Genomic DNA, 12,124 nt, shown 5'->3' with positions numbered 1-12,124 from the left:
ACCTCGCGAGCATCTTACGGAGAGTGGTCGCACGGCGGGAGTCCCTATCATTTTGCGAGATGAGGGGGTAGACCCGGTACTCTGTTCTGCGGAACGACCACACCTCCCGCGCGGGACCGGTGCGTCCACTTCCATGGGGCCTTAGCTCAGTTGGTAGAGCGCTGCCTTTGCAAGGCAGATGTCAGGAGTTCGAATCTCCTAGGCTCCACAATCGACAGCCCCTCTGAACTGCGGAAACGCAGTTCAGAGGGGCTGTTTTCTTCCTAAAAGGAGCAGCTCCGCCGGGGGATGTGCGGAGCTGCTGGTCCCTGGGGGTGCACGGCGTCAGGCCGCCACCCTCGTGTACGCGGCGGACAGCAGCGAGAGGCCGGGGCCCTCCAGCACGGCCGGCCGGCCCGGTCCGTCGAGGACGATGAAGCGCAGGATCTTGCCGCGCGCCTTCTTGTCGACCCACATGCACCGCAGGAGCTCGGCCCACTGGTCGCCGGGGTAGGTCAGCGGCAGCCCGACCGATTCCAGGACCGAGCGGTGGCGGTCGGCGGTGGCATGGTCCAGCCGCCCGCTCAGGCGGCCGAGTTCGGAGGCGAAGACCATGCCCACCGACACCGCGGCCCCGTGCCGCCACGTGTAGCGCTCGTTCTTCTCGATGGCGTGGGCGAGGGTGTGGCCGTAGTTGAGCATCTCGCGCGGACCGGATTCCCTCAGGTCGTCGGAGACGACCCGCGCCTTGACCCGGATCGAGCGCTCGATCAGCTCCGCGGTGTGCGGACCGGCCGGCGAGCGGGCACCGGCCGGACAGTCCTCCACCCGGTCGAGGATCACCGGGTCGGAGATGAAACCGGCCTTGATGATCTCCGCCACGCCGCTCACGTAGTCGTCGACGGGCAGGGAGTCCAGCGCGCTGAGGTCGCACAGCACCCCGGCGGGCGGGTGGAAGGCCCCGACCAGGTTCTTGCCCTCGGCGGTGTTGATGCCGGTCTTGCCGCCCACCGCCGCGTCCACCATCGCCAGTACGGTGGTCGGCACCGCGATCCACCGCACTCCGCGCAGCCATGTCGCCGCGACGAAACCGGCGACATCGGTCGTGGCGCCGCCGCCCACGCCGACGATGACATCGGTACGGGTGAAGCCGCTCTGCCCCAGCCGCTGCCAGCAGTACGCCGCGACCTCGGCGCTCTTGGCCGCCTCGGCGTCGGGCACCTGGACGGTGATGACCTCGTACCCCAGGCCGGCCAGATCCGCCCGGATCCGCTCGGCGGTACCGACGAGCGGAGCCGGGTGGATCACCGCCACCCGGCGGGCCGCCGGGCCCAGCAGCCCGGGGATCTCGGTCAGGAGCTGGCGTCCGATCAGCACTTCGTAGGGATCGGTGGCGGGTGAACCGCCGACCTGGACGCGTGCGGTCACAAGACCGGCGACTGCCATGGAGACCTCGTTCCGCGGTGGTTGGTCCGGTGGTGGGTGGTCGGGCGCGACGGGCTCGGGCTCAGGCCGTCTGCCGCTTGCGGGGCAGCCGCAGGGCCGCCAGGGCGCTGAGCAGGGCGCCGGCCGTGACGAGCAGCGCGGTCACGAAGATGGCGTGCGCCGAGGAGTCGGCCCCCTGGCCGTCGGCCGTGCCGAGGTACACGCTGCCGTACGCCGCGACGCCGAGGACCTGCGCGATCTGCGCCGCGGTGGTCATCACGCCACTCGCGTCCGCCGCGTCGGCGGGCTTGACCTGGGCCAGTGCCACGGTGAGCAAGGGGCTGGTGATGTAGCCCATCCCGATGCCGACGACCAGCTGCAGGGCCGGGAGCGCGAGGCCTCCGTGGCCGCCCGAGCGCATGTCGAAGCCGATGGCCACGTAGCCGACGGCGGTGACCACGCACGCGGTGGCGATCATCGGCCGGTGCAGCCGCTCGGGCACCTTCTGCCAGGTGAGACTGCCGGTGGCGACGCCGATGGCGAGCGGTGCGAACGTCAGGCCGGTACGGGTCGCTGACTCGCCGAGCCCCGACTGCATGTGCTGCGAGAAGGCGAAGAGGAAGCCCGCGTACCCGGCCATCGCGAAGAAGTTCGCGGACGCGCCCGACACCAGACCGGGCGTCTTCAGCACCCGGCCGGGCACCAGCGGCGCTCCGCCGCGGCGCGCGACCGCACGCTCGACGAGGGCGAACACCACGAGCGCGGGAACCGAGGCGACCAGGGAGACCTGCATCCACAGCGGCCAGTTCTGCTCGTGGCCCATGACGAGCGGCACGACCAGGAGCAGCAGCGCCGCGGTCAGCGTGATCAGACCGGGGATGTCCAGGCCCTTGGGCTTGGGGGGCTTGCCCTGCGGCAGCAGGCGCAGTCCGGCGATCACCAGCACCACACCCACCGGCACGTTGATCAGGAACACCGGACGCCAGCCGGTGCCGAAGAGGTCCGCGCTGACCAGCAGGCCACCGGCGACCTGCCCGATCACGACGCCGAGGCCGATGACCGCCGCGTACAGGCTCAGGGCCCGGGCCCGCGCCGCCCCTTCGAAGTTCAGCTGGATCAGGCTGTAGATCTGCGGCATCATCGCCGCCGCGCCGACGCCCTGCACCACGCGTGCGCCGATCAGGGTCACGGAGCCGGGTGCCAGACCACAGGCGAGGGAGGCCACGGTGAAGGTGACGAGTCCGAACAGGAACACGGTCCGGAAGCCGTTGCGGGCGCCGAGCCGGGAGCCGGTCACCAGCAGCGTGGCGTAGGCGATGGTGTAGCCGGAGACGATGAGCTGCAGCGACGAGCCGGTGGTACCGAGGTCGGTCCGGATGGTCGGTGTCGCGACGTTGACGATGGTCGAGTCGAGCAGGGCCATGAAGACCGCGCCCAGCATGACGACCAGCATGCGGTTGTTCCGGCGCTTCTGTGCGGCGGGGTCGGGGGCCGGTGGTGCGCTCCCCTGAGACGGGGGTGTGTCAGCCCGGTTCTGTGTCGTCTCACTCATGACGGCGATGATCCCGGCAGCCGCATGGGGGTACCAGATATCCAGTTATCCCGGTACCGGGGGTATCTGGCTGCGCCGTGCGGCCGTCCCGCACACTGGGGTGGTGATGCCCGACGACACCGACCCCGCGAACGGTCCCACCAGCGGTTCCGCGAGCAGCGAGGCCCAACGGCGCACGGAACTGGGCGCCTTCCTCCGGCTGCGCCGGGAGCGCACCACCCCGGAGGACGCGGGCATCTCGCGCGGCACCAGGCGGCGTACGCCCGGGCTGCGCCGTGAGGAGGTCGCCCAGCTCTCCGGCGTCGGGGTCGCCTGGTACACCTGGCTGGAGCAGGGGCGCCGTATCAACCCCAGCGTCCAGGTGCTCGACGCGATCGCCCGGACGCTGCGGCTCGACCGGACCGAGCGGGACCACCTCTACCGGCTCGCGGACATCCCCGGCGTACCCCTCGACGTGTCGGCGACGCAGCCCCAGCCGCCGGAGCACCAGACCATCCTCGACGCCCTGATCCCGCTTCCGGCGACCATCGTGACCGCCCGCTACGACGTGCTCGCCTTCAACGACGCGTACGCGGCGCTCGACCCGGGCCTCGCGCTGCTGCCGGCGGCCGACCGCAATGTGCTGTGGCATCTGTTCACCGCCGAGGAGCATCTGCAGCCGCTCGTCGAGTGGGAGCGCGAAGTCTCCTTCATGGTGGCCCAGTTGCGGGCCGAGTCCGGCCGTCGCCTGGGGGACCCGCACTGGACCGGGTTCATCCGGCAGTTCTCCGAGACGAACGGGCGTTTCGCCGAGATCTGGGCCAGGCACGAGGTCGCCTCGTCCGTCACCCGGCGCAAGTCGTTCTGGACCGTCGACGGGGACGAGATCAGCGTGATCGCGACCGGGTTCGCGATGGCCTCCACCCCGGACACCAAGATGTGGATCTACACACCCGACGACGCGCGGTCGCAGCGGCTGCTCGGTCTGCTCGTCGGCCGCTACCAGGAGCTGGGCCCCGCCGAGCTGCTGCGGCGGGGTGCCCGCACCGGTGGGGCCGGCCGGAGCTCCGCTCACTGACCGGCCCGCCCGGCGACCTGCCCGGGGGCCCGCCTACCGCGCGCTCACCGCCGGCTCACTGCCCGCGCGCGGCCCCGCCGCTCCGGCTGCGCTGCGGCGTCTCGTAGCGGCCGGGGAATCCGGCGCCGGTGAGCATCAGCAGCGGAGCCGACTTGACCGCCGTCTCCTCGAACTCCGCCGCCGCGTCCGACAGCGCGACGATCGCTCCACCGACCCCGTAGCGGACCCGGCCGGGGGTGAGCACCGTCGTACGGATCGCGACGCTCAGGTCCGCGGAGCCGGACAGCGAGAAGTACCCGACGGCACCCGAGTAGACCCCGCGCGGTCCGGCCTCCAGGCGGTCGATGATCTGCAGGGTGCGGAGCTTCGGGGCGCCCGTCATCGAACCCGCGGGGAACGCGGCCCGCACACAGTCCACGGCGCTGCGGTCCGGGCGCAGCCTGGCCCGTACCGTACTGACCAGCTGGTGCACGGTCGCGTACGTCTCGACGTCGAACAGGCCCGTGACCTCGACCGACCCGGGCTCGGCATGGCGGCCGAGGTCGTTGCGCACCAGGTCGACGATCATCAGGTTCTCCGCCCGGTCCTTCTCGTCCGCGCGCAGGTCCGCGACGATCCGCGCGTCCTGCTGCGGGGTCGCGCCGCGCGGCCGGGTGCCCTTGATGGGCTTGGACGAGGCGGTGCCGCCGGCGGAGACGTGCAGGAAGCGCTCGGGCGAGGTGCTGAGGACGGACAGCTCCCCGAAGCGCAGCAGAGCGGCATACGGAGCCGGGCTGAAGCGGCGCAGCGCGCGGTACGCGTCCCAGGGGTCCAGGTCCGTTTCGGCCTCGGCGAGGTTGGTGAGGCAGATCTCGTACGACTCGCCCGCGGCGATCTCCTCCTGGCAGGCGGCGATCAGCCGCAGATAGGCGTCGCGGTCGTGCCGCAGCCGGATTCCGGCGGGTGAAGCGGGCACGCCCCGCGGTTCGGTGGCGGGCTCGCCCGCGATCGACTCCAGGGCCTGTGCGGCGGTACGGAGCCAGGCACGGGCCGGGGCCTCGTCGCCGTCCTCGGCCAGGGCCAGCAGACAGGTGGTGCCCGTGGCGTGGTCCAGGACCACCGCGCGGTCGGCGAACACCATGGTGGCGTCGGCGTCTTCCGCCTGATGGGCCGCGTCGGCGCCGCACTGCGCCTTCAGTTCGTATCCGAGGTAGCCGACCCAGCCCAGTGTGAAGTCGAAGGGCAGGACGGGCAGTTCGGTGCGCATCTCCTTCAGGTCGCGGTCGAGCCAGTCGAGGAAGTCACCGGTGATGATCTCCGACCCGGTGGCCGAGCGCACGGTGACGGTGTGACTCCACACATCGGCCTTGGCCACCCGCGCGAGCGGGCCCGCCGCGTCGCCCATGAAGGAGAACCGGCCCCGGTCGGTGTCGGTCTTGCTGCTGTCCAGCCAGAACGCGTTCTCGCTCGCCCCGAAGAGCCGGTGGAACGCGGCCTCGTCCGCCCAGCCGGTCGGCGTGCTCTCCACCAGGACGCGCAGCTGCCGCATCCCGTGCTCCGCGGGCAGCTGAGGGGGGACGTCCTGCGGGACGTCCTGCGTACGCGTCACGGTGGCGGGCAGGGGCGTACGCGACGTGCCCGAGCCCCGTTCCGCATGCCAGCGTCGGCTCAGGTCGGTGAAGTTGGCGAGGAGCGTGTGTCCGTGCTGCGTGAGGATCGACTCGGGGTGGAACTGGAGCCCCCAGACCGGCCGGTGCCGGTGCCGCAGCCCCATCAGCACGCCGTCGGGCGTCCACGCGGTGGCTTCCAGCTCGTCGGGCAGGTCCGTCACCGTCAGCGAGTGGTAGCGCACCACCTCGAAGGGCGAGGGGACGTCCAGGAACAGACCGGTGCCGTCGTGGAGTACGGGTGAGGTGCGGCCGTGCCGCGGCTCCGGGGCGCGTGCGACCGTGCCGCCGTGCAGCAGTGCCACTCCCTGGTGCCCGAGGCACACGCCCAGCAGGGGTATGTCCGTTCTTTCGATGATTTCCGCACAGATTCCGAAATCGGCGGGGCGGGCCGGATTTCCGGGCCCGGGAGACAGCACCACATTGTCGAATTCCGCGAGCCGGGACGGGTCCCAGGCGGGATCGTCGTTCCGTATCACCACCGGCTCGGACCCGCTCACCTCGGCGAGGTAGTGGAAAAGGTTGAACGTGAAAGAGTCGTAGTTGTCTATCAGCAGGGTTCGCACGGGTTCTTTCGCCATCACGGGTTCTCGGGTAATCAGCGGACGGTGATTTCGAAGAGAATGTGCTCGACGGTCTCCTCGCCCTCACGGACGCGGCGGCTGCGCAGCACCCGCAGCTCCCGACCGCACTCCTCGGCGATCGCGTGCAGCGCCGGGATGTCCCCGCGGTCGCTGAAGTGCAGCAGGACCGCGCCCCCGTCGGCCACGTGCGCGGGGGCTTCGGCGAGGAAGCGGCGGTGAGCGCGGTAGCCCGGGTCCACATAGGCGCGCTCGTGGACCGTCGTGTAGCGGTAGCCGGGCGGAGCCAGTACGAAATTGGAGTGCCAGAAGATGGTGTCGAAGCGCTCACCTGCCGCCTGACCTGCTCCGAGTTCGTCGAACAGGTCGCTGTGCACCGTCCTCAGACGGTCGGCCACCCCGTGCCGCGCCGCGTTCATCGCGGTGTTCCGTACGGCCGCTTCGCTGATGTCGGCGGCGGTCACGCGGTCGCTGCCCGCCAGCGCGGCGGACACGGCGACGATGCCGGTGCCGCACCCGATCTCCAGGAACGAGCCGCTCCAGGGTTTCGCCGTCGGCCCGGTGAGGCCGAGCAGCTCCATGGCCGCCCCGGTCGACGCCGAGAACGGCGGCGCGAACACGCCGTCCAGCAGATCCCACTCGCGGCCCGCCATGGGAAAGGTGCGTGGCCGGTCCGTGCGCGAAAGCGCTGCCCGGCTCCGCTCCAGTGACCGCATGTAGTCCTTGATTTTTGTGATTTCGGTCATCGTGCCCGCCCCCGTTACACACTGATGGGCGCCGGTCACCACCGACGCCCTCCGTAAATCGTTACCCGAGTCCGTCGGTACACGGAAGGTGGCATGACAACACCGGCCACCATGAAAGTGATGCCGAGGCCACACTCGCCGTGGCAATCCGCAGGTCAGCAACTTGACCCGCCTTAGGGAGAAACGTACGTTCGATGACCGTGGCGAGCGAGGCCGAGAGCACGGGGGAGCATCATGGCTAAGGACGAGGCGCTGACCGACGCCCCGGCGCTGGCAGTGCTGGAACTGCTCGCGCAGGAGTCGCCACCAGGCCATTTCCAGGACCTGCTGCAACGCGGCCGCCGGCAGAACCTGCCACCGGATCAGCTCGCCGAGCTGGAGCGGGCGACCCAGCTGGCGATGGGCATCCACGCCTCCGCGAACCAGCGCCGGCAGCGGGAGGTGGTCATGGCCGCCCTGGTGGACACGGTCCACGACATGACCACGCGGTACGACCCCGACACCCTGCTGAAGGTCATCACCAGCAGGGCCCGCCGGCTGCTCGGCTTCGACATGGCCTACATCAGCCTGCGCAGGTCCGCGGGCGGCTCGTACATCCACAGCTCGGACGGTGACACGACCGCGCTCAACGTCGGCCTCGTCGTGGAGGAGCGCCGCGGGCTCGGCGAGATGGCGCAGGACAAGGGTGCGCCCTTCTGGACTTCGGACTACCTCAACGACGACCGGATACCGCACGGCGAGGGGGTGGACGAGGTCGTCCGCGCGGAGGGTCTGCACGCCATCATGGCGGTGCCGATCTTCCAGGGCAGCGCACCCATCGGCGCGTTGTACGGCGCGGACCGGGTCGTACGCCATTTCACGCCCGACGAGATCAGCGTGATGCGCTCCCTGGCGGACTTCGCGTCGGTCGCGCTGGAGAAGGCCAGGCTCCTCGACCGTACGCGGACCGAGATCGCCGAACTGGAGTCGGCGGGTTTCGAGGCGCGCGGCACCATCGCGCGGATGGCCTACCTCAACGAGGTCCAGTCCCGGCTGATCGCCCAGGTCCTCGACGGCGGCGACCTGTACGACATCGTGAAGGCGGCGGCCGACGCGCTGGGCGGGGCGCTCGCGGTGGGCGACCCGCAAGGGGCAGATCCTGGCGTCCACGGGCTCGGACGCCGCGGATCCCGCCGGGACGGAGGCTCTCTTCAAGGAGGCGCTGACCGGCCGGGCGGCGCTGGAGGCGCGTGCCTTCCGCGGTCCGAGCGCGCTCTCCGAGAACCTGTGGGCGACTCCCGTCACGGCCGGCGCCGAATACCTCGGGGTCGTCCTGCTCAAGGTCACGCAGCCGCCGGGCCCCGAGGCCGAGCGGTTCTTCGGCTTCGTCGGGCAGGCCGTCGCGCTGCTGCTGGTGGTGCAGCGCAGTGCGGCGGTGGCCGCGGGTCCGGTCCGTGACGAGCTCTTCGACGACCTGCTCGTCGCCCCGCTGCGAGCCCCGCGCCAACTCATGCGCAGGGCCTCGCAGTTGGGCATCGATCCGGAGGGTTCGTACGTCGTCGTACTGGCCCGCCCGGAAGGCGGCGAGCACGGCAGGGCCGTCCTGTGGGCCTCTTCCTACGCCTACCGGCACTCCGGGCTCAAGACGGTCCAGGGCGGCTGCGTCGTGCTGCTGCTGCCGGGCTCGGACGCCTCGGCCGCCGCCAGGGCCGTCTCCGAGGAACTGGCGCCCCTGCTGGGGCGGCCCGTCACGGTCGGCGCGTCCGGCCCCGCCCTCGGGCTCGCCTCGGTCGCCAAGGTGTACCAGGAGTCACTGCGCTGCCTCGACGCCCTGATCGCCCTGGACGGCGCGGGCAGCGCCGCGTCGATGGGCGACCTCGGATTCCTCGGTCTGCTGCTCTCCAACGACCACGACGTCGACGGATTCGTCTCCTCGGCCATCGGCCCCGTGCTCGACCACGACGCCGGGGGCACGACCGGCCTCGTCCGGACCGTCGAGGCCTACTTCGCCTCCGGCAGCAGCCCGACCGGAGCGGCCAAGGAACTGCACGTCCACCCCAACACGGTCGCGCGCCGGCTGAAGCGGATCGACGAACTCCTCGGCGCGGGCTGGCAGAAGCCCGGCCGTGCGGTCGAGGTGCAGCTCGCGCTGCGGCTGCTGCGGGCCCGGGACATCCTGCGGCGCCAGCGCCAGTCACACGCTCAGGCCGGGATTCCGGGGAAGTAGCGCTCGCCGTCACGGCGGCTCGCCGTCAGCACCTCCACGGCGTGCGCGGCGGACGCCAGAGTGATGTGGCAGTGCCACCCCCGCAGGGACCTCCCCTCGAAGTCCCGCAGCCCGGCCCGGTCCCCGAAACCCGACAGGTCCTGCCCCACCCGGTCGGTGAGCTTCGCCAGACGCAGCAGCGCCGACGCGGGCACCTCGGCCATGTTGGTGAGCCACAGCCGGGTGGCGGGACGCCTGGGGCTCTCCCACTCCCCGACGAGTACGAGCCCGCGCGCCAGGCCCTCTTCCCTTCCCGGCAGTCCCACGCGCACCTTCGCGGCGGGTACGTGCCGTACGCCGGAGGGCGCCGTCGGGTCGAGCCATCCGGTGGGCCTGCGCAATCCCCTGACCGAGTCGGCGATCCGCTGGGCCGAGTGCGCACCCTGGCCGTACCCGGGCAGGGCCGCTTCACGGACCGTGAGCTGCGCGGTGCCCTGGACGCGTACGAGCACGGGCACTCCGGCGTCGTTGAAGCGCCGGATCACGGACTCCGGGTCCCGGGTGGGTGTGTCGAGCACGACGGGCCGGCGGGAGGCGTCGTAGAGGCGGGAGAAGTCGAGGGCCGCGGCGGCCGCGCACTCCTCCTGCGTCTCGCCCTGCGCCTCCTCCAGCAGCAGCCGCCAGTTCACCGGTGAACTGGCCTGCTCGGAGGCGGCCCACACCCCGAACGCCTGCTGCCCGTGGAAGGGCTGGTCCCGATGGAGGTCGAGGCCGCGGCCGACGCCCACCGAATGCCGGCCGGACTTCGGTATCGACATCTGCCGCACCACCCAGGCCTGCGGTCCGATCGCCTGGCGGAGCCAGTCCGCGAGCGCCTCGCGCACCGGCATCCAGTCCCAGGTCGAGTTGCAGATGAAGTGGTGCAGACTCTGCTCCAGCGTCGGGTCGCCGAGGCAGACCGCGACGTTCCTGATGGACCTGCGGCCCTGTGCGGCCAGCAGGCCGCGCACGTACTGCTCCCCTTTGCGCCGCTGATCCCTGCGGGGGAGCGAGGCGAACAGGGCGGTGCTCAGCTCCTGGAGCACCTGTTCCCGTTCGGATCCGACCGCCACCGCTCCGCGCCGCAGTTCTCGTACAGACATGATTCCGTCAGCGTGGACGCTCACAGAACTCCCCCTCCATGCACTGTCCCGGCAGCTCTTCTGAGCTGTCCTCAGAAGCCTGACGGCACCGGGGCATCGGGGACGAGGTGCACCGGCCACTAGCTTCCGGCACCCGGTGATTGTCCGGTCACACGGGACCGCGGCCCGGAAGAGCCGGCCTAGCCGGTGATCGGGCGCGGATCGAAGGCCACCCGCTGGCGGGCGATCTTGCCGTCCACGACATGGCTCCACGTGGCCACCTGGACCGGCTCGGCGACGCTGGTGTGCATCTCGAACCAGGTGAGCACGTCGGGTCCGTCGCTGAAGACCTTCTTGACGACGATGTCGGTGTTGATCTCCGAGGCCACCTCGATCTTCGCGCGGAATTCGTCGGCGCTGGTGGCGCTGCCGTACGGGCCGACGAAATCCACGGTCTCGGCGAGCACCGAGCGCAGGGTGTCGAAGTCCTTGACCTTCCAGGCCGCGTAGTACGTCGCGGTCACGTCCGTGGGCTCGGTCCCGAATGTCATGCCGGTGCTCCCTTGCGGATCGGCGGGTGCAGCGAGGCACGCGCGTTGAGTTCGGCCACATCGTCCCCGGCGGAGTTCCGGTACGTGTTGGCGATCTTGGTGTAGATCCCCTCGGCCGGCGCGTCGTTCCGGCCGGCCGGGTCGTCGGGGTTCTTGGCGTTCTTGGGTTTCGACCGGTCCATCCGCCGGTTCGCGAGCACGACGGCGCTGGTGGCGGCCCGGCGCTTGTCCTCGTAGGTACGCAGCGCGGCGACCGGATCCTCCTGTGCCGCCAGTTCGTACGCCAGGACGCGTGCGTCGACGATCGCCTGCGAGGCGCCGTTCGCACCGACCGGGTACATCGGGTGCGCGGCGTCGCCGAGGAGGGTTACCCGCCCGTCGCCCCAGCTCGGCAGCGGGTCGCGGTCGACCATCGGGTACTCCAGGACGTCCCCGCCGCCGGTCAGCATCCCGGGCACGTCGAGCCAGTCGATCTCCCAGTCGGCGAAGTGGGGCAGTACGTCGTCGAGCCGGCCGGCCCGGTTCCAGCCGGCGGCCTCGTCGAGCGGGCCGGGGTCGGCGACGGAGACCATGCAGACCCAGTTGGTCAGCGAGCGCCCCTGCCCCGCCGCGTGCGGGCGGATCGGGTAGGCGATCAGCCGGGCGCCCCGGCCGGCATCGGCGTGGATCATGGTGCGGCCGGTCAGGAACGCGTCGGTCTCGGTGACCCCGCGCCACATCATGGTCCCCGACCAGCGCAGCGGTCCTTCGTCCGGGTGGAGCCCGGCGCGCACCGCCGAGTGCAGGCCGTCCGCACCGACGAGCAGGTCCCCGGCGATGTCCACCGCCTCACCGGTCTCCCGGACGGTGGCGCGCACCCGTACCCCGTCGGAGCTCTGCCGTACGCCCTCGAAGACCGTTCCGGTGCGGACCGCTTCGGGGCCGAGCCGCTCGCGTACCGCGGCGAGCAGCATCATCTGCAGCTCACCGCGGTGGACCGAGTACTGCGGCCAGTGGTAGCCGCGGGCGGTGCCGCGGTCCTCGTGGTGCAGGCGGTTGCCGGAGCGGTCGACCCAGACCATCTCCGCGGTGGCCACGCCGATGGCGGCGAGTTCGTCGGCGAAGCCCAGTTCCGTGAGCTCGCGGACCGCGTGCGGCTGGAGGTTGATTCCCACGCCGAGTGGCCGGATCTCGCGGGTCCGCTCCAGTACCGTCGCGCGGATGCCCGCTGCGTGGAGGGCCAGGGCGGTGGTGAGACCACCTATCCCGCCCCCGCTGACCAGCACGTGCATGGGGCCCGTC

Annotated in this window: 10 protein-coding genes and 1 tRNA gene; 4 read left to right on the top strand and 7 right to left on the bottom strand. The window is 71.3% G+C overall.

What is annotated here, in order from left to right; translation table 11 throughout:
- Nucleotides 1–135: 135 nt before the first annotated feature.
- Nucleotides 136–208, top strand: a tRNA-Ala gene (locus Sspor_RS22215).
- 116 nt (nt 209–324) lie between these two features.
- On the opposite strand, the gene aroB is transcribed toward Sspor_RS22215, so the two are convergent.
- Both aroB and Sspor_RS22205 read right to left on the bottom strand, forming a co-directional pair.
- Nucleotides 325–1,425, bottom strand: a complete 1,101-nt coding sequence (gene aroB / locus Sspor_RS22210; protein WP_202200707.1) for a 3-dehydroquinate synthase — start codon at nt 1,423–1,425, stop codon at nt 325–327.
- 61 nt (nt 1,426–1,486) lie between these two features.
- Nucleotides 1,487–2,956, bottom strand: a complete 1,470-nt coding sequence (locus Sspor_RS22205; RefSeq protein WP_202200706.1) for an MFS transporter — start codon at nt 2,954–2,956, stop codon at nt 1,487–1,489.
- Between Sspor_RS22205 and Sspor_RS22200 the strand changes: the two genes are divergently transcribed.
- Nucleotides 2,955–4,013 carry a helix-turn-helix transcriptional regulator gene (locus Sspor_RS22200; RefSeq protein ID WP_237403971.1) on the top strand — a complete coding sequence of 353 codons (1,059 nt, stop codon included), beginning with the start codon at nt 2,955–2,957 and terminating at the stop codon, nt 4,011–4,013. The genes Sspor_RS22205 and Sspor_RS22200 overlap by 2 nt on opposite strands.
- Nucleotides 4,014–4,068: 55 nt before the next feature.
- Here Sspor_RS22200 and pabB read toward each other — a convergent pair whose 3' ends face one another.
- Both pabB and Sspor_RS22190 read right to left on the bottom strand, forming a co-directional pair.
- Nucleotides 4,069–6,225, bottom strand: a complete 2,157-nt coding sequence (gene pabB / locus Sspor_RS22195; RefSeq protein ID WP_202203791.1) for an aminodeoxychorismate synthase component I — start codon at nt 6,223–6,225, stop codon at nt 4,069–4,071.
- Between the two features lie 32 nt (nt 6,226–6,257).
- Complete coding sequence (locus Sspor_RS22190) at nt 6,258–6,986, bottom strand: methyltransferase domain-containing protein (RefSeq protein ID WP_202200705.1); 729 nt, start codon at nt 6,984–6,986, stop codon at nt 6,258–6,260.
- Nucleotides 6,987–7,220: 234 nt separating this feature from the next.
- On the opposite strand from Sspor_RS22190, the gene Sspor_RS40680 reads away from it, so the two are divergent.
- Nucleotides 7,221–8,423: a GAF domain-containing protein gene (locus Sspor_RS40680; protein ID WP_237403970.1), complete on the top strand. Its 1,203-nt coding sequence runs from the start codon at nt 7,221–7,223 to the stop codon at nt 8,421–8,423.
- A complete protein-coding gene (locus Sspor_RS40675; protein WP_237403969.1) occupies nt 8,383–9,192 on the top strand; it encodes a PucR family transcriptional regulator in 810 nt (269 codons plus the stop codon). The genes Sspor_RS40680 and Sspor_RS40675 overlap by 41 nt, the downstream gene beginning before the upstream one ends.
- Here Sspor_RS40675 and Sspor_RS22180 read toward each other — a convergent pair.
- The 3 genes from Sspor_RS22180 to Sspor_RS22170 form a co-directional block, all read right to left on the bottom strand.
- Nucleotides 9,168–10,313 (bottom strand): IS701 family transposase, encoded by a 1,146-nt coding sequence (locus tag Sspor_RS22180; protein WP_202200704.1) that lies wholly within the window; start codon nt 10,311–10,313, stop codon nt 9,168–9,170. The two genes, Sspor_RS40675 and Sspor_RS22180, sit on opposite strands and share 25 nt — an antisense overlap.
- Nucleotides 10,314–10,492: 179 nt before the next feature.
- Complete coding sequence (locus Sspor_RS22175) at nt 10,493–10,843, bottom strand: nuclear transport factor 2 family protein (RefSeq protein ID WP_202200703.1); 351 nt, start codon at nt 10,841–10,843, stop codon at nt 10,493–10,495.
- On the bottom strand, nt 10,840–12,114 hold the full coding sequence (locus Sspor_RS22170) for a flavin-dependent oxidoreductase (protein WP_202200702.1): 1,275 nt from the start codon (nt 12,112–12,114) through the stop codon (nt 10,840–10,842). Before Sspor_RS22170 ends, Sspor_RS22175 begins: the two co-directional genes overlap by 4 nt.
- Nucleotides 12,115–12,124 lie beyond the last annotated feature (10 nt).

Origin of the sequence: Streptomyces spororaveus, assembly GCF_016755875.1 — a bacterium.
Classification (GTDB): domain Bacteria; phylum Actinomycetota; class Actinomycetes; order Streptomycetales; family Streptomycetaceae; genus Streptomyces; species Streptomyces spororaveus.
This window is presented reverse-complemented; position numbering and strand designations above follow the sequence as displayed.